Origin of the sequence: Saccharopolyspora hirsuta (genome assembly GCF_008630535.1) — a bacterium.
Lineage (GTDB): Bacteria > Actinomycetota > Actinomycetes > Mycobacteriales > Pseudonocardiaceae > Saccharopolyspora > Saccharopolyspora hirsuta.
This window is the reverse complement of sequence record NZ_VWPH01000007.1, coordinates 260,979-285,295: the sequence shown is the minus strand read 5'-3', so window position 1 is coordinate 285,295 and position 24,317 is coordinate 260,979. Positions and strand designations below refer to the sequence as shown.

Annotated in this window: 22 protein-coding genes; 15 read left to right on the top strand and 7 right to left on the bottom strand. The window is 71.0% G+C overall.

Annotation, left to right across the window (positions count from 1 at the left end):
* Positions 1-141 precede the first annotated feature (141 nt).
* Entirely contained in the window at positions 142-2,691 is a 2,550-nt protein-coding gene (glgP, locus tag F1721_RS17080; RefSeq protein WP_150067681.1) for an alpha-glucan family phosphorylase, read from the top strand.
* Positions 2,692-2,736: 45 nt separating this feature from the next.
* The gene (locus F1721_RS17075) at positions 2,737-3,234 is read left to right on the top strand and encodes an SRPBCC domain-containing protein (RefSeq protein WP_150067680.1); all 498 of its coding nucleotides are present in this window, start codon (positions 2,737-2,739) and stop codon (positions 3,232-3,234) included.
* Positions 3,235-3,239: 5 nt separating this feature from the next.
* Here the strand turns inward: F1721_RS17075 and F1721_RS17070 are convergent, their stop codons facing one another.
* A complete protein-coding gene (locus F1721_RS17070) occupies positions 3,240-4,424 on the bottom strand; it encodes a Cmx/CmrA family chloramphenicol efflux MFS transporter (RefSeq protein WP_150067679.1) in 1,185 nt (394 codons plus the stop codon).
* Positions 4,425-4,536: 112 nt separating this feature from the next.
* Between F1721_RS17070 and F1721_RS17065 the strand changes: the two genes are divergently transcribed.
* From F1721_RS17065 to F1721_RS17055, 4 genes are all read left to right on the top strand, one after another.
* A complete protein-coding gene (locus tag F1721_RS17065; protein ID WP_150067678.1) occupies positions 4,537-5,145 on the top strand; it encodes a TetR/AcrR family transcriptional regulator in 609 nt (202 codons plus the stop codon).
* The gene (locus tag F1721_RS17060) at positions 5,117-5,605 is read left to right on the top strand and encodes a DinB family protein (protein ID WP_150067677.1); all 489 of its coding nucleotides are present in this window, start codon (positions 5,117-5,119) and stop codon (positions 5,603-5,605) included. The genes F1721_RS17065 and F1721_RS17060 overlap by 29 nt, the downstream gene beginning before the upstream one ends.
* Positions 5,598-5,771, top strand: a complete 174-nt coding sequence (locus F1721_RS34455) for an NUDIX hydrolase (RefSeq protein WP_170301502.1) — start codon at positions 5,598-5,600, stop codon at positions 5,769-5,771. Before F1721_RS17060 ends, F1721_RS34455 begins: the two co-directional genes overlap by 8 nt.
* A gap of 77 nt (positions 5,772-5,848) precedes the next feature.
* Positions 5,849-6,544, top strand: coding sequence for an N-acyl homoserine lactonase family protein (locus F1721_RS17055; protein ID WP_170301516.1), 696 nt, complete (start codon positions 5,849-5,851; stop codon positions 6,542-6,544).
* A 4-nt stretch (positions 6,545-6,548) separates the two neighbouring features.
* Here F1721_RS17055 and F1721_RS17050 read toward each other — a convergent pair whose 3' ends face one another.
* Positions 6,549-7,487 (bottom strand): GlxA family transcriptional regulator, encoded by a 939-nt coding sequence (locus F1721_RS17050; RefSeq protein ID WP_150067675.1) that lies wholly within the window; start codon positions 7,485-7,487, stop codon positions 6,549-6,551.
* 69 nt (positions 7,488-7,556) lie between these two features.
* On the opposite strand from F1721_RS17050, the gene F1721_RS17045 reads away from it, so the two are divergent.
* A complete protein-coding gene (locus tag F1721_RS17045; RefSeq protein ID WP_150067674.1) occupies positions 7,557-8,501 on the top strand; it encodes an NADP-dependent oxidoreductase in 945 nt (314 codons plus the stop codon).
* Position 8,502: 1 nt separating this feature from the next.
* Here F1721_RS17045 and F1721_RS17040 read toward each other — a convergent pair whose 3' ends face one another.
* The 3 genes from F1721_RS17040 to F1721_RS17030 all read right to left on the bottom strand — a co-directional run bounded on the left by F1721_RS17040 (position 8,503) and on the right by F1721_RS17030 (position 11,091).
* Positions 8,503-9,663 (bottom strand): hypothetical protein, encoded by a 1,161-nt coding sequence (locus F1721_RS17040; RefSeq protein ID WP_246155065.1) that lies wholly within the window; start codon positions 9,661-9,663, stop codon positions 8,503-8,505.
* A 254-nt stretch (positions 9,664-9,917) separates the two neighbouring features.
* Positions 9,918-10,346 (bottom strand): rhodanese-like domain-containing protein, encoded by a 429-nt coding sequence (locus tag F1721_RS17035; RefSeq protein ID WP_246155062.1) that lies wholly within the window; start codon positions 10,344-10,346, stop codon positions 9,918-9,920.
* Positions 10,347-10,473: 127 nt separating this feature from the next.
* Positions 10,474-11,091: a cysteine dioxygenase gene (locus F1721_RS17030; RefSeq protein WP_150067672.1), complete on the bottom strand. Its 618-nt coding sequence runs from the start codon at positions 11,089-11,091 to the stop codon at positions 10,474-10,476.
* Positions 11,092-11,574: 483 nt separating this feature from the next.
* Here F1721_RS17030 and F1721_RS17025 point away from each other — a divergent pair, with 483 nt between their 5' ends.
* The 3 genes from F1721_RS17025 (at position 11,575) to hrpA (ending at position 17,472) form a co-directional block, all read left to right on the top strand.
* Positions 11,575-12,342, top strand: a complete 768-nt coding sequence (locus F1721_RS17025) for an ABC transporter ATP-binding protein (RefSeq protein WP_150067893.1) — start codon at positions 11,575-11,577, stop codon at positions 12,340-12,342.
* Between the two features lie 110 nt (positions 12,343-12,452).
* Positions 12,453-13,235 carry an enoyl-CoA hydratase/isomerase family protein gene (locus F1721_RS17020; RefSeq protein WP_150067671.1) on the top strand — a complete coding sequence of 261 codons (783 nt, stop codon included), beginning with the start codon at positions 12,453-12,455 and terminating at the stop codon, positions 13,233-13,235.
* A gap of 292 nt (positions 13,236-13,527) precedes the next feature.
* Positions 13,528-17,472, top strand: a complete 3,945-nt coding sequence (gene hrpA, locus F1721_RS17015) for an ATP-dependent RNA helicase HrpA (protein WP_150067670.1) — start codon at positions 13,528-13,530, stop codon at positions 17,470-17,472.
* 324 nt (positions 17,473-17,796) lie between these two features.
* On the opposite strand, the gene F1721_RS17010 is transcribed toward hrpA, so the two are convergent.
* Positions 17,797-18,639: a DegV family protein gene (locus tag F1721_RS17010; RefSeq protein WP_150067669.1), complete on the bottom strand. Its 843-nt coding sequence runs from the start codon at positions 18,637-18,639 to the stop codon at positions 17,797-17,799.
* 284 nt (positions 18,640-18,923) lie between these two features.
* Here F1721_RS17010 and F1721_RS17005 point away from each other — a divergent pair, with 284 nt between their 5' ends.
* Positions 18,924-19,706, top strand: coding sequence for an electron transfer flavoprotein subunit beta/FixA family protein (locus F1721_RS17005; protein WP_150067668.1), 783 nt, complete (start codon positions 18,924-18,926; stop codon positions 19,704-19,706).
* 34 nt (positions 19,707-19,740) lie between these two features.
* A complete protein-coding gene (locus F1721_RS17000; RefSeq protein WP_150067667.1) occupies positions 19,741-20,691 on the top strand; it encodes an electron transfer flavoprotein subunit alpha/FixB family protein in 951 nt (316 codons plus the stop codon).
* 54 nt (positions 20,692-20,745) lie between these two features.
* Here the strand turns inward: F1721_RS17000 and rnhA are convergent, their stop codons facing one another.
* A complete protein-coding gene (rnhA, locus tag F1721_RS16995) occupies positions 20,746-21,204 on the bottom strand; it encodes a ribonuclease HI (protein WP_150067666.1) in 459 nt (152 codons plus the stop codon).
* Between the two features lie 128 nt (positions 21,205-21,332).
* On the opposite strand from rnhA, the gene F1721_RS16985 reads away from it, so the two are divergent.
* The 3 genes from F1721_RS16985 to F1721_RS16975 all read left to right on the top strand — a co-directional run bounded on the left by F1721_RS16985 (position 21,333) and on the right by F1721_RS16975 (position 24,290).
* Positions 21,333-22,553, top strand: coding sequence for a glycosyltransferase (locus F1721_RS16985; protein ID WP_170301515.1), 1,221 nt, complete (start codon positions 21,333-21,335; stop codon positions 22,551-22,553).
* A 136-nt stretch (positions 22,554-22,689) separates the two neighbouring features.
* A complete protein-coding gene (locus F1721_RS16980) occupies positions 22,690-23,454 on the top strand; it encodes a GNAT family N-acetyltransferase (protein ID WP_150067663.1) in 765 nt (254 codons plus the stop codon).
* Entirely contained in the window at positions 23,451-24,290 is an 840-nt protein-coding gene (locus tag F1721_RS16975; RefSeq protein WP_211840500.1) for a lysophospholipid acyltransferase family protein, read from the top strand. Before F1721_RS16980 ends, F1721_RS16975 begins: the two co-directional genes overlap by 4 nt.
* Positions 24,291-24,317: the final 27 nt, after the last annotated feature.

Genomic DNA, 24,317 nt, shown 5'->3' with positions numbered 1-24,317 from the left:
GCGCTGCCGCGCACGAGCTGATGAGCAGCAAGATCATCATCGTCACAGGTCCGAACGCACGCACGAGGTCAAGCTTCCCACCCGTCGTGGCGGCTGGTAGGGCCGCACGTGCCGCGCCGGTCCGGTATATGGTCCGCTCCCGTGAGAGCCGTCCACCGTTTCACCGTGCGCGCCCACCTGCCCGAGCCGTTGAGCGCTCTCGGCACGTTGGCGACCAACCTCCGCTGGGCCTGGCACCCGCCGACGCAGGACCTGTTCGCGGCGGTCGACCCGCAGGTGTGGTCGGCGGTCGGCGGAGACCCGCTGCGGCTGCTCGCCGAGGTGCCCGCCGACCGGCTGCGGCAGCTGGCCGGTGACGAGGACTTCCTGGCCCGCACCCGCGCCGTCGCCGACGACCTGCGCCGGTACCGGACCGTGCCGCGCTGGTACCAGCAGCGGCAGGACGAGGGCGCCGCGCTGCCCGACTCGATCGCGTACTTCTCCATGGAGTTCGGCCTCACCGAGGCGCTGCCGAACTACTCCGGCGGTCTCGGCGTGCTCGCCGGGGACCACCTGAAGGCCGCCTCCGACCTGGGCGTGCCGCTGATCGGCGTCGGCCTGCTTTACCGGTCCGGGTACTTCCGGCAGGCGCTGTCCACCGAGGGCTGGCAGGTGGAGCACTACCCGGTGCTGGACCCGCGCGGCCTGCCGCTGGAGATGCTGACCGAGGAGTCCGGGCGGCCGGTGCTGGTGCGGGTGGCGATGCCCGCCGGGCGCACCCTGCACGCGCGGATCTGGAAGGCCCAGGTCGGCCGGGTGCCGCTGCTGCTGCTCGACAGCGACCTGCCGGAGAACGACGACGACCTGCGCAGCACCACCGACCGGCTCTACGGCGGCGACGCCGAGCACCGGATCCGCCAGGAGATCCTGGCCGGTATCGGCGGGATGCGCGCGGTCCGCGCCTACTGCGAGCTGACCGGGCACCCGCAGCCCGAGGTGTTCCACACCAACGAGGGCCACGCCGGGTTCCTCAGCCTGGAGCGGGTCCGGGAGCTGCAGGAGGACCCGGGGCTGCAGTTCGACCAGGCGGTGGCGGCGGTGCGCGCCGGGACGGTGTTCACCACGCACACCCCGGTCCCGGCCGGTATCGACCGGTTCCCGGTGGACCTGGTGCGGCACTACTTCGGCGACGGCTCCGCGCAGGCCCTGCTGCCCGGGGTGCCGACCGACCGCGTGCTGGCGATGGGCGCCGAGGACAACCCCGGCATGTTCAACATGGCGCACATGGGGTTGCGGCTCGCGCAGCGCGCCAACGGGGTGTCGGAGCTGCACGGCGAGGTCATCCGCAAGATGTTCCGCGGCCTGTGGCCGGGTTTCGGGCTGGAGGAGATCCCGATCAGCTCGGTGACCAACGGGGTGCACGGGCCGACCTGGTCCGCGCGGGAGCTGGGCAAGCTGCTCGGCGAGTCCGAGATGGACAGCGGGGCGGGGCTGCGCGGCATGGAGCCGGTCAGCGACTCGCTGCTGTGGGAGCTGCGCTGCTCGCTGCGCCAGCGGCTGGTCGACGAGGTGCGCCGCAGGCTGCGCACGGCGTGGTTGCAGCGCGGTGCGTCGGACCTGGAGCTGGGCTGGTGCGACTCGGTCTTCGACCCGGACGTGCTGACCATCGGCTTCGCCCGCCGGGTGCCGACCTACAAGCGGGCGACGCTGATGCTGCGCGACACCGAACGGCTGCGGGAGCTGCTGCTCAACCCCGAGCGTCCGGTGCAGATCGTGGTGGCGGGCAAGTCGCACCCGGCCGACGAGGGCGGCAAGGCGATGATCCAGCGGATCGTGAAGTTCGCCGACCAGGCCGACGTGCGCCACCGCATCGTGTTCCTGCCGGACTACGACATGTCCCTGGCGCGCTACCTGGTGTCCGGCTGCGACGTGTGGCTGAGCAACCCGGTGCGGCCGCTGGAGGCGTGCGGCACGTCGGGGATGAAGGCGGCGCTCAACGGCGGGCTGAACCTGTCGGTGCGCGACGGCTGGTGGGACGAGATGTACGACGGCCACAACGGCTGGGCGATCCCCAACGCCGACGGCGTCAGCGACCCCAACCGGCGCGACGACCTGGAGTCCGCGGCGCTGTACGAGCTGATCTCCGAGCACGTGGCGCCGATGTTCTACGAGCGCAACACCGACGGGGTGCCGGGCAAGTGGATGTCGATGGTGCGCCACACCCTGGCCACGCTGGGCCCGCGGGTGCAGGCGTCCCGGATGATCCGCGAGTACGTCGACAACCACTACGCCCCGGCGGCCCGGTCGATGCGGGCGATGACCGCGGACGACTTCCGCGGTGCGCGCGAGATCGCGGACTACCGGGCCCGCCTGCAGGCGGCGTGGACCTGGGTCAAGGTGAGCGACACCGAGATGTCGGTGGACGACGGGACCCCGCTGCTGGGCGGGCAGGTGACGGTGCGGGCGCGGGTCGACCTGGCCGGGCTGGATCCGTCCGATGTGGACGTCGAGGTGGTGGTGGGCCGCGTCGACGACTCCGACGTGCTGCACGACTTCGTCTCGGAGTCCATGCACCCGACCGCCGACGGCCGCTACGAGGCGACGGTGACGCTGCCGCACGCGGGACCGGCCGGTTACACCGTCCGCGTGCTGCCCCGCCACCCGCTGCTGTCCGGGCCCGCTGAGCTGGGCAAGGTCGTCCTGGCGGGGTGAGCGCTGCACGTTCCGGATCCCCGTACGTGCGGGCATGATCAGGGCATGACCGATACCGAGCACCGAGGTGCTCTGCACGGCACAGTGGCTCACGAAGTGCTGCTCGCCGCCCCGCCGGATCGCGTGTTCGCCGCCTTCTCCGACTTCGAGCTGCGCCAGCGGTGGTTCCGCATCCCCGGCGAGCCGGGGGCGAGTCGGCACGAGCTGGACTTCCGGCCCGGTGGCGGCGAGACGACCAGCGGTCCGTTGGCCGTGGGCGGTGTCGTGGAGCACGTCGAGTACCGCTCGCGCTTCCTCGACATCGTCCCCGCGCAACGCATCGTGCTCACCTCCGAGCTCGTGCTGGACGGCCTTCGCCGTTCGCTGTCGCTGGTGACGGTGGAGCTGTCCCCGCATGCGGACGGGACGCGCCTGGTCTACACCGAGCAGTTCGTCTTCGTCGTCCTGACCGGGGACGGCAGTGCCGACATCGCCGAGCGGGAGGGCAGCACACGGTTGATGCTCAACGGTTTGGCCGCAGTGGTGGAGGCGCGGCCCAGCTGAGCGCGTCAGACACGCACGAGCCGGGCCGTGCTCGGTTGGGCGGTTCGGCGCTGCAGGAAGCCCGCCAGCGCGGCGGTGAGCAGGGCTGCCGCGCCGATCGCGGCACCGACCCAGGCCACCGAGGCGAAGCCGAGGCCAGCGCTGATGGCCAGGCCGCCCAGCATCGGCGCGAGCGTGTTGCCGATGTTGAAGGCCGAGGTGTTGCCCGCGCCGACCAGCGTCGGGGCGCCGGGGGCGAGGGCGAACACCCGGGACTGCAGGGCCGGGTTGGTGACGAACCCGCTCACGCCGAGGGCGAAGACGAGCGCGGTGGTGATCAGCGCGTTGTCCGCGGCCACCGCGAGCAGCGCGGAGGCCAGCACCAGGACGCCGAGGCCGAGCAGCAGGGTGCCGATCGGGTGCGCCTGCGCGGTCCGGCCGCCGATCGACATGCCGAGCAGGCCGCCCACCCCGAACAGCGCCAGCTGGGCCGGAACCCACTGCGCGGACAGGCCGGTCACGTCGGTCAGCAGCGGTGCCAGGTAGCTGAAGGTGACGATGACCGAGCCGAACGTCAGCGCGGTGACCACGTAGGACAGCCACAGCTGCGGGCGGGCCATCGCGCGCAACTCGGTCGCGATGCTGCGCGTTTCCCCTTGCGCTCCAGCGTTCTTGCGGATCGTGAGGAGCGAGCAGAGCAGGCTGCCCAGCGTCAGCGCGGCGACCGCCCAGAACACCGCGCGCCAGCCGGTGAACTGGCTGAGGACGGTGCCCGCGGGCACGCCGACGATGGTGGCCAGCGTCAGCCCGCTGGCGATGATCGCCACGGCCCGGCTCCGGGCTTCCGGCGCGACCAGCCCCACGCCGGTCGCCACCGCGACGGCCCAGAACCCGGCGTAGGACACCGCGCTGACGATGCGGGTGGCGAACAGCACCCAGTAGCCCGGCGCGAGCGCGCCCACGACGTGCGCGCCGATGAAGACGAGCTGCAGCACCACCAGCGCGGTCCGGCGCGGCCAGTGCATGGTGGCGATGGCCAGCAGCGGGGCGCCGACGACCATGCCGATGGCGAACGCGGAGATCAGCAGGCCCGCGTCCGGGATGGAAACCCCCAGGTCGGAGGCGATGTCGGGGAGCAGTCCGGAGAGCATGAACTCCGAGGTGCCCTGGGTGAAGATGCCCAGGCCGAGGACGTAGATGGCGAGGGGCACGGAACCTCCAGCGGTGATCGGTTGCGGGCCCGACGGTAGCAGTATTTTGAAGCGATCGATTCAAAAGTGTGAGGTTTTCGTCCGAGCGCTCCAAAACGGCTAGGGTGGCGGTATGGCCCGGCCGCGGAAGTTCGACGAAGCCCGCGTCATCGACGCGGCGATGGACACCTTCTGGCGCCGCGGGTACGAGGCGACCTCGACCCGCGACCTCAGCGAGCGCACCGAGCTCGGTCCGTCCAGCCTCTACAACGCCTTCGGCGACAAGCGCCAGCTCTACCTGCGCAGCCTGCGGAAGTACCAGGAGACGGCCACGGCCGAGCAGGTCGAGGTGCTGCGCGCCCCGGGCCCGGTCGCGGACCGCCTGCGGGAACTGCTGGCCACCGCGATTGACGCCGACCTCTCGGACACCGACCGCCCGGGCTGCTTCGCGATCAACGCGGCCATCGAACGAGCCGCGGCCGACCCGGACGTCCGCGAGGAGGTGCGGCGCAACTTCGCGACGGTGGAGCAGGCCCTGCGCGAAACCCTGGCGGAAGGCCAGCGCAGCGGCGAGATCGACCCGGACCGCAGCGCGGAAGTCCTGGCCCGCCAGGTGCTGAGCACGTACTACGGCCTGCGCGTGCTGGCCAGGGTCCAGCCGGACCGCGCGGCGCTGCTGGACGTGGTGGAGAACCTCCTGGAAAGCTGCACCGGTGCGACGCGAACCCGACCGGACCGCTGACGAACGCGCGACGCTGACCGGATTCCTGGACCGCCAGCGGGAAACCCTGGCGGTGAAGTGCGCCGACCTCGCCCCGGACCAGCTGCGGGAGCGCTCAGCACCACCGTCGGACCTGTCGCTGCTCGGCCTGGTCCGGCACCTCGCGGAGGTCGAACGCTCCTGGTTCCGAACGGTCTTCAACGGGGAGACCACCACCAGCCCCTGGACGCAGCCCGGCGCGCAGGGGTGGGCCGACTTCGACGTCGACGACGCCGACCCGGACGAGGCCTTCGCGATCTGGCGGGCGGAAATCGCGAGATCCCGCGCGATCGTGGCGGAAGCCGATTCGCTGGACCGCACCTCGCAGCACGGCGCGTACTCGCTCCGCTACATCCTCACCCACATGATCGAGGAGTACGCCCGCCACAACGGCCACGCAGACCTGCTCCGCGAGCGGATCGACGGTGCGACCGGTGAGTAGCCGAGCGGCCAGGGTCCGAGTCGCCGTCTGCGCGACGAGAGCAGCGCCGGACGGGCCGGAGCTCTGGACGCACGTGGTCGAGAGCGAGGATGACGGCATGGTCTTCCGCTGCCGCTTCGTCCCGCTGCGGCGAGCGGCCGACCTGCTGGCCGACGGTCAGGGCTAGTTCCTCCACCTGCTGGAACGTGCGTTGGACGGCCCCGGATCGGCTGGCGCCGCACCTGGGGAGAAAGGAGTCCACCTGTGATCCTCCACCCGCTGCGGCTGGGGACCGTGCGCGGCGAAGGCCTGCCCATCACAGCAGTTCTGATCCGGCATCCGAGCGGGAAGAACGTGCTGGTCGACACCGGGGCGCCGATCGAGTTCGCGGGAGATCCCGAAGCGCCGTTCGAGGTCGGGCCGGACGAGCACGTCCTCGCGCGGCTCGACCAGCTCGGGCTGAGCGCCGACGACGTCCACCACGTGATCGCCACCCACCTGGATCCGGACCACGCCGGTGCCCTCGACCGCTTCCCGAACGCCGAGATCGTCGTCCAGCGGCGGGAGCTCGAAGCTGCGCGCACCTCCGGTGCGCTGCGCTACGAGTGGCAGCGGGCGCACTGGGACAGCGAGGCCCTGCACTACCGGGCGGTGGACGGTGGCACGACGTTGCTGGACGGGGTGGAGCTCGTGGACAGCAGCGGGCATTCCGCGGGCCACCAGTCGGTCCTGGTCCGGCTGCCGCGCACCGGCCCGGTGCTGATCGCCGGGGACGCCATCCCGACCGCGGAGGTGTGCGACCCGGCCGCCAGGCCCAGCTCCGGCCACGACCACGACGTCGAAGCGGCCCGGCAGAGCACCCGCGAGCTGATGCGCCTGGTCGCGGAACAGGGCATCGCGCGGATCCTGCACAGCCACGACGCCGAGCAGTGGCGGGATCTCCGCGCCAGCTACGACTGACCGGTCAGGCCCCGGCGCGGAAGGTGCGGCGGTAGGCCAGCGGTGCGACGCCGATCGCGGCGTTCAGGTGCTGGCGCAGCGACGCCGCCGTGGCGAAGCCGACCTGCGCGGCGATCTCGTCGATCGGCAGGTCGCTGGACTCCAGCAGGTGGCGGGCCCGCGCCACGCGCTGCTGGGTGAGCCACCGGCCGGGGCTGATCCCCACCTCGTCGCGGAACCGGCGGGCGAAGGTGCGGCCGCTCATCCGCGCGTGCTCGGCGAGATCGGCCAGCGCCAGCGGCAGGTGCAGGTTCGCGACCGCCCACGCGCGGGTCGCCGCGGTGCTGGACTCCGCGGGGTCGGGGACCGGGCGCTCGATGTACTGGGCCTGGCCGCCGTCGCGCCACGGCGGCACGACGCACACCCGGGCCACCTGGTTGGCGACCTCGCTGCCGTGATCGCTGCGGATGATGTGCAGGCACACGTCCACGCCCGAGGCCGCGCCCGCCGAGGTCAGCACGTCACCGTCGTCGACGAACAGCACGTCCGGGTCCAGCCGGACCGCGGGGAACCAGCGGCGGAACTGGTCGGTCAGGCACCAGTGCGTGGTCGCCGGGCGGCCGTCGAGCACACCCGCAGCGGCCAGCGCGAACGCGCCCGTGCAGATCGACACGATGCGGGTGCCCGGCCGGATCATCGCGAGCGCATCGGCCACCGGCTGCGGCAGCTCGGCGGTGAGCAGGGACATGTCGTAGGGCGGGATCACCACCGTGTCCGCGGTGCGCAGCAGCTCGGGGCCGTGCTCGACGGTGATCGTGAAGTCGGCCTCGCTGCGCACCGGCCGACCGTCGACGGTGCAGGTGAGGACCTCGTAGCGGCCATCGGCGCTGCCGAACACGCGCTGGGGAACGCCGAGCTCGAACGGGTAGACCCCGTCGAGCGCGAGCACCACGACCCGATGCATGGCACGATCCTATCGAATGTTGGCATTCCTGCCATTTCGCCGATGGGGCGGATGCGGCAGCCTCGAGGCATGAGCGAAACGATGCGCGCGATCAGCCAGGACGAGTTCGGCGGCCCGGAGGTGCTGCGCGAAGTCGAGCTGCCGCGCCCCGAACCCGGCCCGAGCCAGGTGCTGATCCGGGTGCACGCGGCCGGGGTCAACCCGACGGACTGGAAGCACCGCGCACAGCAGCTGTTCCTGGGGAAGCCGCCGTACGTGCTGGGCTGGGACGTCTCCGGCGTGGTGGAGGCAGTCGGCACCGGGGTCACCCTGCACAAGCCGGGCGACGAGGTGTTCGGCATGCTGCCCTACCCGCACGGCGTCGGCTCGCACGCCGAGTACGTCACCGGACCGGCCCGCGCCTTCGTCCGCAAACCGTCCGGAGTGGACCACGTGCAGGCGGGTGCGATCCCGCTCGCCGCCCTGACCGCCTGGCAGGCCCTGGTGGACACCGCGAACCTGCAGGCCGGGCAGCGGGTCCTGATCCACGCCGCCGCTGGCGGTGTCGGGCACCTGGCGGTGCAGATCGCCAAGGCCCGGGGCGCACACGTGATCGGCACGGCGAGCGCCGGGAAGCACGAGTTCCTGCGCGGTCTGGGCGCCGACGAGCTGATCGACTACCGGGAGGTCGACTTCGCCGACGCGGTCAGCGACGTCGACGTGGTGCTGGACACCATCGCCGGTGACTACCGCAGCCGCTCGCTGCGCACCCTCCGGCCCGGCGGACTGCTGGTCTCCATCCTCCCGTACGCCAAGGAGGAGCTGGTGGCCGAAGCCGAATCGCTGGGAGTGCGCGCCGAGCTGCTGCTCGTCGAAGCCGATCAGGCGGGGATGCGCGCCATCGCCGATCTCGTCGAATCGGGTCAGCTGCGCGCGGAGATCGCCGGGACGTTCCCGCTGTCGGACGCGGCCGAGGCGCACGCGCTCGGCGAGACCGGCCGCACCACCGGGAAGCTCGTGCTGACCGCGCGCTGAATCACGCCACGGACAACCGTTGGCGGGTCTCGGTGACGCGCGGCGACCACGGGGCCAGCTCCTCGGCCTTGGCCAGCGCTTCGCGCGCGGCCGCGTTGTCGTGGCAGGCCATGTGAGCGCGGGCCAGCGTGACCAGGTCGTCGGCGCGGGAGAGCGGGGTGTGGTTGTAGTCCGCCGCGGTCCGCGCGAGCCGGACGGCGGACTCCGGGTCGCCCTCGATCAGCGCCAGCAGCCCGTTGGTGCCGCTGAGCTCGAACTCCGGGTAGCCGAGCTTGATGGCGTCCTCCAGCGCCTTCTTCGCGGTCGGCAGCAAGGACTCCGCGGGCAGCTGCCCGGCTTCGACCGCCTTGAAACCGAGACCCGCCAACCCGGCGAGCAGGTAGGACATCTTGCGCGGCGGCAGGTCGTTCTGCTCCGACAAGTGCTTCAGCAGCAGCAGAACCCCCGGTGCGTACTCGCCGCGGGCCTCCAGCACCGAGATCCGGCACGACACCGTGGCGTTCAACCCGGGGTGCTTCTCGGTGAGCTCGTCGGCGAAGGACTCCGCCGCGTCGATCTCCCCGGTGCGCAACGCCTCGTAAGCGCGAGCGGCCAACGGTGCAGCCACGAACTCGGAACGTTCAGCGCCCTTCAACCGCGGCAGCGAGAAGAGCAGCCACCCGGTCGAGGTCGTCAGCGGAACCCGCTGCGGCCAGAGCTTGTAGAGCATCAGCGGCGTGACGGCGACGACGAACCCGCGCCAGAACGCCGAATCGGCCAGCAGCCAGCCGCCCACGACCACCGCGACACCGACCGCGGCCGACAACAACCCCGCCAGCCAGCAGCGCAGGATCACCGGCGACCGCCACGGGCCGATCTGAGCGCGCAACGTGATCGGCAGCGCTCGCAAGGTGAAGGTGACCCGCTTCGGGGTCCATGACGCGACCTCCCGCATGGCGCCGAAGATCACGTGCCGCACCCGCAGACCGAAGACGACGGACCCGACGATCAACCCGAGCTGCGTGGCCATCGGGAGCAGCACCACACCGACGAGCGCACCGGCCCACGCCACGGCGGTCCCGGTCAGCCCGGTACCCGCGATCGCCTCCACCGCACCGATGACGACGGCCCCGACGAGCCCGGCCAGGAACCACGGGCGGAACACCAAACTCTGCGCTTGCACAAGGTCGGAAGCGTACGGGACGCAGCGGCCGCTCATGCGCGCTTTCACCCAGGACCACACTCGACGCCGCTGCGAGCAAGGGAACCTTCCTGTCACCCGGCGGCCGTGAGGTGGAGGAAGGGAACCTTCCTGTCACGCACGCCGAGGGGAGCGGTGAGGATGGGAACCTTCCTGTCATCGCAGGGATGGTGCGAGCAGGGGAACCTTCCTGCCATCGGTGACAGGAAGGTTCCCCTGCTCTCGGTCGTCGGGGATCAGCTGACGGCGGTGGTGACCGGGAGCCCGGCGGCCTTCCAGGCGCGGAAGCCACCGGCGAGGTCGGTCGCCCGGCGCAGGCCGAGGCCCTTCGCCTGGGCCGCGGCCAGGCTGGAGGCGTAGCCCTCGTTGCAGACCAGGACCACCGGGCGATCCGGGTGCAGGCCGTCGAGGCGGTGGCCGCCGGACGGGTCCAGGCGCCACTCCAGGACGATGCGCTCGACCGTCAGCGCGCCGGGGATCTCGCCCTCGGCGAGCCGGTCGGACTGCGGTCTGATGTCGATGATCAGGCCGCCGTCCTGCTGCAGCGCCAGCGCTTCCTGCGGGGACACCCGGGTCAGCTTCTCCCGGGACTCGGCCAGCAGGTGATCGATGCCGAACGGGCCGGGCGCGACTTCGGTGCGCCGTTGGGCCGGGATGGCGGTCACGGGTCGGTCTCTCCGCGCTTCTTCAGCTGTGGTTGCGCTTGGGGGTCGATCTGGCTTCTTGCGGCTGGGTTGCATCACAGTCCCCCTGAGGTGCGGTTGAGCAGGGCTCTGGTTGACGCGCGGAGTGTCATCCGTGTTCCTCCGGGAGTCGGGGCGAGCGCTGCGGCGGGATCGGCGGGACCTCGGACAGGTCCGAGTAGTAGTGGACCGGCAGCAGCGGGGGCGAGTAGGCGTGCACGCTCGCCGAGTTCACCGAGCTGACGTTGCGGACCTGGTGGGCGCGGCCGCTGCCGAAACCGATGCTCGACCCGACCTCGTGGTGCGAGGTGCGGATCGGGCCCGCCGGGTAGCGGTAGTCCTCGCGGAGCGCACCGAAGAGCACGGAGAACGAGCCGGACGCTCCACCGTGGTCGTGCGGTGCGGTGCCCTGGCCGGGCGCCCAGGAGAGCAACCACAGCTCGACCCCGGCCGTCAGGCCGAGCTTGGCCCACCAGCGGTTCTCGTCGTCGATGCGGACGATGTCGAGCAGCGGACCGGTCAGCTCGGAGGAGACCAGGCTGGTCAGGTCGCGCAGCTCGCGGGGCGTCCACAACTGGTGGTCGGGGCGGATCAGGTCGCGCAGCAGGGGCAGGTCGAGGCCGGGGTGCAGTTCCACCTCGCCGGGCGCGGGCACGGGTTCGGTCGGGGTGTATTCGGACAGGTGGGCGGTTTGCTGATCGGGCCGGTGCTGCTGCACAGCGCTCATGGCGTGTCTCCAGTTCGTGTCTTGCGGGGAGCACGGCACGACACGACCGCCGCCGGACGTGGCGGGGATGCGGGGTGGAGTGATTCGTCGAGCCGCGCGAACGGACCTGGAAAGCGGCGGAGCCGCTTCAGCAACAGGCGGCGGTGACGACCCGGAACAGGTCGATCACGCGATCGCGGGTGAGCAACGAATCGGACACGTCAGCGATCGTGGCACGGCCGGGTGGGCTGCGCCAGCACGATCGAGACGTTCCCGGATGCTGGACGGCGGCGTTGTCCGAGCCCCGGCCGGGTGTCACCCGGCTGAGGGAGCGCTGAGTGCTCCCGCCCGCAGCCGCTGCGGTCGCGGACGGAACAATGGGGCGCGGAGCGGACCCGCCGACGGCCTGCGGCGGTCCTGGATCGAGACGAACCGGGGGCGCCACGCCCAGGCGCTGCGGTCAGTCACAGCGGGGAGGTAGACGTGGACGACCTGGTCATCCGGATGGATGGCGTCGGTGTTCGGCGGGGAAAGACCACGCTGGTGGCCGACGTGAACTGGTCGGTGGAACTCGACGAGCGCTGGGTGGTGCTCGGGCCCAACGGTGCGGGCAAGACGACCCTGCTGAAGATGGCCAGCACCGAGATGCACCCGAGCGAGGGCACCGTCGACGTGCTCGGCGAGCGGCTGGGCAAGACCAACGTCTTCGAGCTGCGCCCCCGCATCGGGCTCTGCTCGGCGGCCCTGGCGGCCCGCGTCCCCGGTGACGAGCTGGTCCGCGACGTCGTGGTCAGCGCCGGGTACTCGGTCCTCGGCCGGTGGCGCGAGGAGTACGACGACATGGACACCGACCGCGCCGCGGAGCTGCTCGAACTGCTCGGCGTCGCGCACCTGGCCGACCGGGAGTTCGCCACGCTGTCCGAAGGGGAGCGCAAGCGCACCACGATCGCGCGCGCCCTGATGACCGACCCCGAGCTGCTGCTGCTCGACGAGCCCGCGGCCGGTCTCGACCTGGGCGGCCGCGAGGACCTGGTCGCGCGGCTGTCCGCGCTGGCCATGGACCCGGACGCCCCGGCGTCCGTGCTGGTCACCCACCACGTCGAGGAGATCCCGCCCGGCTTCACGCACGGCCTGCTGCTTCGCGACGGCAACGTCGTCGCGCAGGGTCTGCTCGACGACGTGCTCACCGAGGACAACCTGTCCAAGACCTTCGACCAGGACCTGGAGCTGCAGCGCAGCGGCGACCGGTACTTCGCGCGGCGGCGCGGCTGAGCGCTCCCCCCCCCCCGGAAGAGACGTTCTGAGATCCGGGACACAGCAGTTCCGGTGCCGTGCGCGATAGCCTGCCCGGCGAGGTGGCGGTTCGACGAGGAGGTTGCCGCGTGGGCGAGTTCGTCAGGCTTGAGGTGGACGGCGCGATCGGGACGATCCGGTTGGATCGGCCCAAGATGAACGCGCTGAACCGGCAGATCGAGATCGAGCTGCGGGAGGTCGCGCTCGAGGCCGCCGAGCGCGACGACATCCGCGCCGTGATCGTCTACGGCGGGGAGAAGGTCTTCGCCGCCGGTGCGGACATCAAGGAAATGGCCGAGATGTCCTACGGGGACATGGCGCGCAAGGAGCAGCGCGGCCTGTCGGACGCGATGAGCCAGGTCGCCGCGATCCCGAAGCCGACCGTCGCCGCGCTCACCGGGTACGCCCTCGGCGGTGGCTTCGAGCTGGCGCTGAGCTGCGACCGGCGCATCGCGGCGGACAACATCAAGGTCGGCCAGCCGGAGATCCTGCTGGGCGTGATCCCCGGCGCCGGGGGCACGCAGCGGCTGGCGCGGCTGATCGGGCCGAGCAAGGCCAAGGACATCATCTACACCGGCCGGTTCGTCGACGCGCAGGAGGCGCTGCAGCTGGGCATGGTCGACGAGCTGGTGCCCGCCGACGAGGTGTACGCGGCCGCGCGGCGGTGGGCCGAGCAGTTCTCCAACGGCGCCGCCCGCGCCCTGGCGGCGGCCAAGGCCGCGATCGACGGCGGGCTGGACCTGGACCTGGACAACGGTCTGAAGCTGGAGACGCACCTGTTCGCAGGCACGTTCGCCACCGAGGACCAGAAGATCGGCATGCGCTCCTTCATCGAGAACGGCCCGGGCAAGGCCAAGTTCACCGGCAACTGAGCCGGGCGCGCCCGGCGGCGGCCACAACGCCGCCGGGCCCGCCGCAGCCGCAGCGGGGGCTCGATCCGGCTCGTGGAGGGTTCTCGCTGAACCCATTTGTCGCGATCGGCTTCCGCAGCCGCGACGCACGATCGGCACCGCTCGCAAGGGGGCGCATGCGCCGCCAGGCGCATAACCCACCCTCGCAGCTTGCACTGCCGCGCAGGACGTGCCCGGGATCAATGCGGTTCTTGTGAGGGTGGTGAAATTCAGCGGCAGGGGTGACCGGGCCTTCTCTATGCTTGTGCGGAGTATGGGTACGTCGTCTGTGAAATCTCCGCTCGCTGATCTGCGGGACCGGTTGCCCGAGCTGATGCTGCACGACCAGCGTCGGTTGCGCCGTCGCATCGAGGGCGCGCGGAAGATCCGCGATCCGCAGGCCCTGCAGTCGGTGACCGAGGAGATCACCGCCGACGTCGAGGCGGCCGAGCTGCGCATCGAGAACCGGCGCGCCAACGTACCCGAGGTCCGCTATCCGGAGAGCCTGCCGGTCAGCCAGCGGCGGGACGATCTGCTCGCCGCGATCCGCGATCACCAGGTCGTCATCGTCGCTGGTGAGACGGGCTCCGGTAAGACGACCCAGCTGCCCAAGATGTGCCTGGAGCTCGGTCGCGGCATCAAGGGCATGATCGGGCACACCCAGCCTCGCCGGTTGGCGGCCCGCACGGTCGCCGAGCGGGTCGCCGAGGAGCTCGGCACCGAGCTCGGCGACGCCATCGGCTACCAGGTGCGGTTCACCGAACGCGCGAGCGAGGACACGCTGGTCAAGCTGATGACCGACGGCATCCTGCTCGCCGAGATCCAGCACGACCGGCTGCTGCGGCGCTACGACACGCTGATCATCGACGAGGCGCACGAGCGCAGCCTGAACATCGACTTCATCCTCGGCTACCTCAAGCAGCTGCTGCCGCGCCGCCCCGACCTGAAGGTGATCATCACCTCGGCGACCATCGACCCGGAGCGCTTCTCGCGGCACTTCGACGATGCGCCGGTGGTCGAGGTCTCCGGCCGCACCTACCCGGTGGAGGTCCGCTACCGCCCGCTGCTGGACGACTCGGACGAGTCCGAGGACGTGGTGCGCGACCAGACCCAGGCGATCTGCGAGGCGGTGGACGAGCTCTGCGCGGAGGGCCCCGGCGACATCCTGGTCTTCCTCAGCGGGGAGCGGGAGATCCGGGACGCCGAGGACGCGCTGAAGCAGCAGAAGCTGCGCAACACCGAGATCCTCCCGCTGTACGCACGGCTGTCGGCCGCCGAGCAGCACCGCGTGTTCCAGCCGCACTCGGGTCGGCGGATCGTGCTGTCCACCAACGTGGCCGAGACGTCGCTGACGGTGCCGGGGATCAAGTACGTCATCGATCCGGGCACCGCGCGCATCTCCCGGTACAGCTTCCGCACCAAGGTGCAGCGGCTGCCCATCGAGCCGATCTCGCAGGCCTCGGCGAACCAGCGCAAGGGCCGCTGCGGCCGGGTCTCCGAAGGCATCTGCATCCGGCTCTACTCCGAGGCGGACTTCCTGGCCCGCCCGGAGTTCACCGATCCGGAGATCCTGCGCACCCACCTGGCCTCGGTCATCCTGCAGATGACCTCCTTGGGGCTGGGCGAGATCGAGTCCTTCCCGTTCCTGGAACCGCCGGACCGCAGGCAGATTACCGACGGGGTGAACCTGCTGCAGGAGCTGGGCGCGCTGGACAGCTCGAAGACCGAGCTGACCAAGCGGCTCACCCCGATCGGCCGCAAGCTCGCGCAGCTGCCGATCGATCCGCGGCTGGCCCGGATGGTGCTGGAGGCCGACCGCAACGGGTGCCTGCGCGAGGTGCTGGTGATCGTCGCGGCGTTGTCCATCCAGGATCCGCGCGAGCGGCCGACCGACAAGCAGCAGGCCGCCGACCAGAAGCACGCGCGCTTCGTGGACAAGGACGTCGAGTCCGACTTCATCACCTTCCTCAACATGTGGCGGTACCTGCGGGCGCAGCAGAAGGAGCTGTCGTCCAACCAGTTCCGCAAGCTGTGCCGCACGGACTTCCTCAACTACCTGCGGGTGCGCGAGTGGCAGGACCTCTACGGCCAGCTGCGGCAGATGGTCCGGTCGATGGGCCTGACGCTCAACGACCAGGAGGCCGATCCGGCGCGGATCCACCAGTCGGTGCTGGCCGGTCTGCTCTCGCACATCGGGCTCAAGGACGTCGAGAAGAAGTCCGGGCAGCCGGGGCGGAGCGCCAACGAGTACCAGGGCGCCCGCAACGCCAAGTTCGCGGTGTTCCCCGGATCGTCGCTGTTCAAGAAGCCGCCGCGCTGGGTGATGGCCGCCGAGCTGGTGGAGACCTCCCGGCTGTGGGCGCGCATCGTCGCCCGCGTCGAACCGGAGTGGGTGGAGCGGCTCGCGCAGCACCTGGTCAAGCGCAGCTACAGCGAACCGCACTGGGAGAAGGACCGGGCCGCCGTGGTGGCCGCCGAGCGGGTCACCCTCTACGGCGTTCCGCTGGTGGTCGGCCGCAAGGTCAACTACGGGCGCATCGACCCGGAGCTCAGCCGCGAGCTGTTCATCCGGCACGCGCTGGTGGAAGGTGACTGGGACACCCGGCACGCGTTCTTCCACGAGAACCGGGCGCTGCTCGACGAGGTCGAGGACCTGGAGGAGCGCGCGCGGCGGCGCGACATCCTGGTCGACGACGAGACCCTTTTCGAGTTCTACGACCAGCGCGTCGGCGCCGAGGTGGTCTCCGGTCGGCACTTCGACTCGTGGTGGAAGAAGGTGCGCCGCGAGCAGCCCGACCTGCTCAACTTCGAGAAGTCGATGCTGATCAACCAGCAGTCGGCGGCGGTCAGCGACCAGGACTACCCGGACGTCTGGCCGCAGGGCGGACTCCGGCTGGCGCTGTCCTACCAGTTCGAACCGGGGGCGGATGCGGACGGCGTGACCGCGCACATCCCGCTGCCGGTGCTCAACCAGGTCGACCCGAGCGGGTTCGACTGGCAGATCCCCGGGCTGCGCGAGGAGCTCGTCACCGCGCTGCTGAAGTCGCTGCCGAAGACGCTGCGCCGCAACTTCGTCCCGGCGCCCGACTTCGCCAAGGCGGTGCTGTCCCGGATCGAGCCCATGGCGGCACCGCTGCTGGAGAGCCTGCAGCAGGGCCTCAAGCAGATGACCGGCGTCGCCGTGCCGAGCACCGAGTGGGACCTGGACAAGGTGCCGGACCACCTGAAGATGACCTTCCGCGTGGTGGACGGCAAGGGCCGCAAGCTGGCCGAGTCCAAGGACCTGGATGCGCTGAAGCGGAAGCTGAAGCCGAAGCTGCGCGCGGAGATCTCCGCTGCCGCCGACGACATCGAGCAGCGCGGCCTGCGCTCCTGGAGCTTCGGCGAGCTGCCGCGCACCTTCGAGCAGCAGCGCTCCGGGCACGCGGTGAAGGCCTACCCGGCGCTCGTCGACGACGGCGACAGCGTTGCGGTGCGGATGTTCGACACCGAGGAGGAGCAGCGCCGGGCGCTGTGGGACGGCACCCGCCGGCTCCTGCTGCTGAACCTGCCCTCGCCGGTGAAGTCCATCCAGCGCGGCATGAGCAGCACCACCCGGCTGGTGCTGGGCGGCAGCCGGTACGGCGACCTCAACGCCGTGCTGGAGGACTGCGTGCGCTGCGCCGTCGACAAGCTGATGGCGGACTACGGCGGCCCGGTCTGGGACGAGGCGGCGTTCACCGCGCTGCAGGAGAAGGTCCGCGCGCAGCTCGGCGCGGTCACCGTCGAGGCGGTGTCCAAAGTGGAGCAGGTGCTGGTCGCCGCGCAGCGGGTCGAGTCCACGCTCGTGGACCGGGCCAAGGTGCTGCCCGCCGAGTCCTACGCCGACATCCGGGAACAGCTGGGCGCCCTGCTGCACCCCGGCTTCGTGACCGCGACCGGGTTCGCGCGGCTGCCCGACCTGGTGCGCTACCTGCGCGCGATCGAGCAGCGCCTGGACAAGCTCCAGTACCACCCGCAGCGGGACCGGGACTGGATGTACCAGGTGGACGAGGTCGAGCAGCGCTATCGGGACCTGCTGGCCGGGGTGCCGCAGGGACGTTCGCCGAGCGAGGCACTGCAGCACGTCGGCTGGATGATCGAGGAGCTGCGGGTCAGCCTGTTCGCGCAGACGCTCGGCACGGCGTACCCGGTGTCGGTGAAGCGCATCAACCGCGCGATGGACAAGCTGACGGGCTGAGCCGACCAGGCGGAGCAGCACGGTGGTGGACGACATGGGGGTTCCCTCCGGATTCGACTTCGGGTGAGCGGTGCAGCGCGGTCCGGGAGAACCGGTGCGCTTCGCGCTGCCCGAAATCGAGTATCCGGAGTCGAACACCCGTTTGCATCACTCGACGGAGTGGAAACTGCCGGAGAAGTTGTTGAAATCCCTTCGGAATTAACGAATTCCGCGTTCGGCGGGCTGTTTCGCCCCGTGCGGGGCCGCCTTTGAATGCTGCCCGGAATTCACGCGATTTCACGGCGCCGCAACGGCTTGTCCGCCGAGAACGGCGCCGCGCACGAGTCAGACGGGGGAGACGGTCACGCCGAGCGCGCCGGGGCCTGCGTGTGCGCCGAGGATCGCGCTCGTCTCCTCCACGGTGGCACGGCGGATCTGGGGCAGCTGCGAGCGGAGCTCGTCGAGCACCTGCTTGGCTCGATCGCCGAACTCGAAGTGCTCGACGCCGACGTCGACCGGGTTGTTGCCCGCCCGCTGGACAGCGGTGCTCACGGCCTTCTTGAGCGCCCGGTCGGCCCCGATCCCCTTGGCGTGCTGGTCGATGATGCCCTCCTTGAGGGCCAGCACCGGCTTGATCGACAGGGCCTGCCCGAGCCACGCCTGCGCCCGGCCGATCCGGCCGCCGCGCTGCAGGTATTCGAGCGTGTCCACGTAGAGCAGCTGCATCGTGCTGCGCAGGCGCCGGTCCAGCACGCTCATCACGCCCTGCGGGGTCGCCCCGGAGGCTGCGGCCTCGGCCGCGGCGATCACCGAGAACCCGAGGCTGAGGCCGACCAGCCGCGAATCGACCACGTAGACCGGGATGCCGATCTCCGCCGCGGCGATGCGGGCGGAGTCGCAGGTGCGGGACAGGCCCTCGGAGATGTGCACCGAGATGATCGCCTCGGCGCCGGAGGCCACCGCGTCGCTGTAGTTCCAGAAGAAGGCCGGTGGCGGCGGTTCCCCGGTGGCCACCGGAGTGCCCTGGCGCATGGCCTCGGCCAGCTGCGCGTGCGGCACCCGGCGCTCGTCGTTGTACTCGTCGCCGACCTTGAGCTCCAGCTGGACGATCGAGATGCCCAGCTGATCGGCGACGTCGAGCGGAATGGAAGCCGTCGAGTCCGTCACGATGGCGACGCGTTGCCTCATGCGGTCAGGCTACTAAGTAGTAAACATTCTTCATATCTGCCCCGTGGACGTGTCCGTATCATTCGGTTCGCGTCCTGGCCGGAAAAGGTGAGTACCGTCACGTGCGGGGCCTGGTTGTCCCCGTGCTACCGGCCGGTAACATTGCCGGTGGTTGGCATCACTGTGCTTTTCAACCAGGGGCATGGCAAGGTCAACCTACCCGGACCGCACAGCGCCGGGTCCGCAAGCAAAGCCGCTGGAGGGCCAGCGAGCGTCGTCAGTCCGCAGGAGGTCGAAGAGGGCCCATGAACATCGTCGTCCTGGTCAAGCAGGTGCCCGACACGTATTCCGAGCGGAAGCTCAAGGATGCGGATCACGTGTTGGACCGCGAATCGGCCGATGCGGTTTTGGATGAGATCAACGAGCGCGCGGTGGAGGAGGCGCTGTTGATCAAGGAGGCGCAGGGCGGTGAGGTGACCGTGCTGTGCATGGGCCCGGACCGCGCCACCGACGCGATCCGCAAGGCGCTGTCGATGGGTGCCGACAAGGCGGTGCACCTGTCCGATGAGGCGCTGGCGGGCTCGGACGCCCCGGCGACGGCTCGTGCGCTGGCGAAGGCGATCGGCACCGTGGAGGGCGTCGATCTGGTGATCGCCGGTAACGAGTCGACCGATGGTCGCGCGGGTGCGGTTCCGGCGATGGTGGCCGAGGTGCTGGGCTGGCCGCAGCTGACGTACGCGCGCAAGGTCGAGACCGACGGCTCCAGCGTGAAGATCGAGCGGGAGACCGACGCGGGCGTGTTCACCGTGGAGGCGGGGCTGCCCGCGGTGGTGTCGGTGACGGAGAAGATCAACGAGCCGCGGTACCCGTCCTTCAAGGGCATCATGGCCGCGAAGAAGAAGCCGGTCGCGGTGCTGTCGCTGGCCGATGCCGGGATCGACGCGGCCGAGGTCGGTTTGGCCAACGCCGCTTCCCAGGTCGTGGAGTCGGCGCCGAAGCCGCCGAAGTCCGGTGGTGTGAAGGTCACCGACGAGGGCGAGGGCGGCGTGCAGGTGGCCGAGTTCCTGGCTGGCGAGAAGCTGCTCTGAGTCGTTCACGGGTTTACGAGGAGGCATAGTTTTCATGGCTGAGGTTCTGGTCCTCGTCGATCACGTGGACGGCGAGGTTAAGAAGGTCACCTACGAGCTGCTGACCGCGGCGCGCCGGATCGGTGAGCCGTCGGCGGTGGTGGTCGGTGAGCCGGGTACGGCGGGCAAGCTGGCCGAGTCGCTGGGCGCCTATGGTGCGGCGAAGGTGTACGCGGCGGAGTCGGCGGAGGCGGGCCAGTTCCTGGTGACCCCGCAGGTCGACGTGCTGGCCAGCCTGGTGGGTTCGGCGTCCCCGGCGGCGGTGCTGGTACCGGCGTCGATCGACGGCAAGGAGATCGCGGGGCGTCTGGCGGTCCGGACCGGGTCGGGTCTGCTGTCGGAGGTCGTGGACTTGGACGCTGAGGGCGTGGGCAGCCACTCGTTGTTCGGTGGCACCTACGACGCGAAGGCCAAGGTCACCAAGGGCACTCCGGTGATCACCGTGCTGCCGGGCAGCATCGAGGCCGAGCAGGCTTCGGGTGCTGCGGCGGTGGAGTCGGTGGAGGTTCCGGCGTCCTCGGGTGCGAAGATCACCGGTCGTCAGCCCGCGGAGGCCGGTGACCGGCCGGAGCTGACCGAGGCCAGCATCGTGGTCTCCGGTGGCCGCGGTGTCGGCTCGGCGGAGTCGTTCGAGGTCGTGGAGAAGCTCGCCGACTCCCTGGGTGCTGCGGTGGGTGCCTCGCGTGCGGCGGTGGACTCCGGGTACTACCCGCACCAGTTCCAGGTCGGGCAGACCGGTAAGACGGTGTCGCCGCAGCTCTACATCGCCCTGGGCATCTCCGGTGCGATCCAGCACCGGGCGGGCATGCAGACCTCCAAGACGATCGTCGCGGTCAACAAGGACCCCGAGGCGCCGATCTTCGAGATCGCCGACTACGGCGTGGTGGGCGACCTGTTCAAGGTCGCACCCCAGCTCACCGAGGAGATCACCAAGCGCAAGAGCTGAGCGCGAAGCATGTGAGGGCGGGTCGCACCGAGGTGCGGCCCGCCTTTTCGCGCTTCAGTCCTCCCGGGCCTCGTCCCGGCCGCGGCAGGCTAGCCGGTCGGCGCGCTCGTTCTCGGGGTGGCCGTTGTGGCCCTTCACCCACTCCCACTGGACTTCGCCGTGGCGCGCGCACTCGGCGTCCAGGCGCTGCCACAGATCGGCGTTCTTGACCGGCTTCTTGGCCGACGTCATCCAGCCGTTGCGCTTCCAGCCGCGCATCCACTCCGTGATGCCTTTGAGCACGTAGGTGCTGTCGGTGTAGATGCGCACCGCGGGCATCGGGCGGGTCAGGGCGGCGAGGCCTTCGATCACCGCCATGAGCTCCATCTTGTTGTTCGTCGTAGCGGCGTCCTTGCCGTAGAGCTCGCGCTCGTGGTCGCCGTAGCGCAGCACGACGCCCCAGCCGCCCGGGCCGGGGTTCCCGCTGCATGCGCCGTCGGTGTAGAGGTCTACGCGCTCGGTCGTTCGCTGCATGTCCCGGAATCTAGCCGCCGCCGGATCGGTGCGGAGACCCGAGGCGCGGTCGGTGTGGCAGGAAGGTTCCCATGCTCGCCGGTAATTGGGCTGCGCGGGCGGGCTGTGCGGTGGCATGCTCGGTGGACGTGCGGATCTTGTTCACCACTGCGCCCGGTTACGGGCTGACGTTCCCGGTCGTGCCGCTGATCTGGGCGGCCAGGGCTGCCGGGCACGAGGTGCTGCTGGCCACCACCGGCGAGATGGTCGACGCCGGGGCGCGGGCCGGGCTGCCGGTGGCCGACGTGCTGCCGGACCACGACGTGTGGCAGGAGCTGATGCGCGTCGCGGGCTCCCAGGAGCCGACGCCCGAGTTCGAGCGGTTCCTCGCCGCGCGGGGCCTGACCGGGGCGTACGCGAAGATGCCCCAGGACGGCGGGCCGTTCTCGCTGTTCACGCTCACGATGACGCAGGGCACCATCGAGGCGGGGCGGGCGTTCGGCGCGGATCTCGTCGTGCACACCACCGACCACCCGACCGGCCTGCTGACCGCGGTGGCGCTCGGGGTGCCGGTGCTGGAGGTCGGCAACCGGGTGTCCTGGTCGTCCCGGGACGGGAGCTTCCGCATCGGGCGGAACTTCTACGACGACACCGAGATGTCCCTGGAGCTGCGGGCCCAGCTGGGCATCCCGGACGGCCGACCGGAGGTGATCGCGCGGATCGACCCGCGGCCGCCGAGCATGGGCGGGCTGGTCGCCGACGAGCCGGACGCGGTGGACGGCCTGCCGTGGTGGCCGATGCGGTTCGTGCCGTTCAACGGCGGCTCGGCGGTGCCGGGGTGGGCGATGCAGCGGCAGGAGCGCCCGCGGATCGGCGTCACGCTCGGCACCGTGGTGCCGGTGATGTCCGGTACGAGCAGCTTGTCGGTGGTCGTCGAGGCGCTCGGCGAGTTCGACGCGGACGTGGTGCTGGCCGGGCGGGAGGCGGACCTCGCCGACGTCGCGCCGCTGCCGGACAACGTGCGGGCGGTGGGTTTCCTGCCGCTGTCGGCGTTCCTGCCGACCAGTTCGCTGCTGGTCCACCACGGCGGGTCGGGGACCACGGCGGCCGCGCTGCACTACGGCGTGCCGCAGCTGGTGCTGCCCGCCTTCGCGGACAACCCGATGTCGGCCGAGCGGGTCGTGGACCGGGGCGTCGGGCTGTCCCACGATCCGACAGCAGTGGACGTCGAGACGGTGCGCTCGGCGGTCCGGAAGCTGCTGGACGAGCCCGCGTTCGGCGATGCCGCGCGCGAGGTGAGCGCGGAGATGGCGACCCAGCCGAGCCCGGCCGCGGTGCTGGAGCGGGCGCTCGCCGCCTTCCCCGGGTGAGCCGGTCGGCCGGTTGCGCGGCAACCGGCCGTTCGGGGCAGCGGTTTCGCCCTGCACCAGGGGTTCACCGAAAGTTCCTGCTCCGTGCCCTCGTCCGGTGTGTTGGGCGTTCGCCGCGCGGCGATACACCTGCGGCATGTCCGAGACGCAGCTGCTGGCCAGCGCCGCGCCGAGCGCGGCGGCCGACGCCCACTACTCGCTGCTGGTCGCCCGAGACTCCGACGAGGTGCACGCCGCGCAACGCCTGCGGTACCAGGTGTTCGCCGAGGAGATGGGGGCCACGGTCACCGGTCGGGAGTTCGGCCTCGACCGGGACTCCTTCGACGACCACTGCGACCACCTCGTGGTCCGCGAGGACAACTCCGGGGAGGTCGTCGGGACCTACCGGATGCTGCCGCCGGACCGGGCGGCGGAAGCCGGGATGCTCTATTCGGAAACCGAGTTCGACCTGTCCGCGCTGGCGCCGCTGCGCTCCTCGCTGGTGGAGACCGGGCGCTCCTGCGTGCACCCGGACCACCGCAACGGGGCGGTGATCGGCCTGGTGTGGACGGGGATCGCGCGGTACATGCTGCTGCACGGGCACCGGATGCTCGCGGGTTGCGCGTCCGTGCCGCTCGACGACGGTGGCGTGCTGGCTTCGCACGTGTGGAACGCGGTGTCGGCGAAGCACTACGCGCCCGAGGAGTACCGAGTGCACCCGCACCGGCCTTGGGAGCCATTCGCCGTGACCGGCCGCGCGCAGCTCCCTCCGCTGCTCAAGGGGTACCTGCGGCTGGGGGCTCAGGTGTGCGGGCGGCCCGCGCACGATCCGGACTTCGACGTCGCCGACTTCTTCGTGCTGCTGGACCTCGACCGCGCGGACCAGCGCTACCTGCGGTTCTTCCTGGGCGAGGCGGCATGAACCACCCGTGGATGCCGGTTTCGCCGTGCGGCGACCAGTGCATGCCGCCGCGCGACCGCGATGGCGAGGTCGGCCTGCTGCACCTGGCGCTCCGGCTCAGCGGAGTCGTCGCGCTGCTGATCGGCGGGTGCGTGCTGGCACTCGCGCTGCCGGTGCTCGGGACGGTGTGGCGGCAGCAGGCGCTGGTGGCGTGGTTCCGGACGTTGTTGCGCGCCTTGGGCATCCGGATCGTGCTCGACGGCGGGATGCCCGCTGGCGGTGCGCTGGTGGTCTGCAACCACGTGTCGTGGCTGGACATCGTCGCGCTGCAGGTGCTGTGCCCGATGCGGATGCTGGCCAAGGTGGAGGTCGGGTCGTGGCCGCTGCTGGGGCCGCTGGCCGGTCGGGTCGGCACCGTCTACATCGACCGCGAGCGGTTGTCGGCGCTGCCCGACTCGGTGCGCACCATCGCCGACGAGCTGCGCGCCGGTGCGGTGATCGGCGCCTTCCCGGAGGGCACCACCTGGTGCGGGCGGGCGATCGGGACGTTCCGGCCCGCGGTCTTCCAGGCCGCGGTCGACGCCGGGGCGCGGATGCAGCCGGTGGCGCTGCGGTTCCGCGACCGGACCGGGCAGGTCACCACGGCGGCGGCCTTCCTCGGGGAGACGACGCTGGTCAGCTCGGTGCTGACCGTCGCCCGCACGCGGGGGCTGGTGGTCGAGCTGGTCGTGCTGCCCGAACTGCGCGGCAGCGATCGCCGGGAGCTGGCCCGGCGCGCGCAGGAGTCGATCGCGGCGGCCATCGGGGCGGCGCACGGCCATCGGGTCGAGCGGCCCAGCCACCGGCTCGCCGCGTGACGCTGCTCTGAAGGGGTCGTTCTCCGG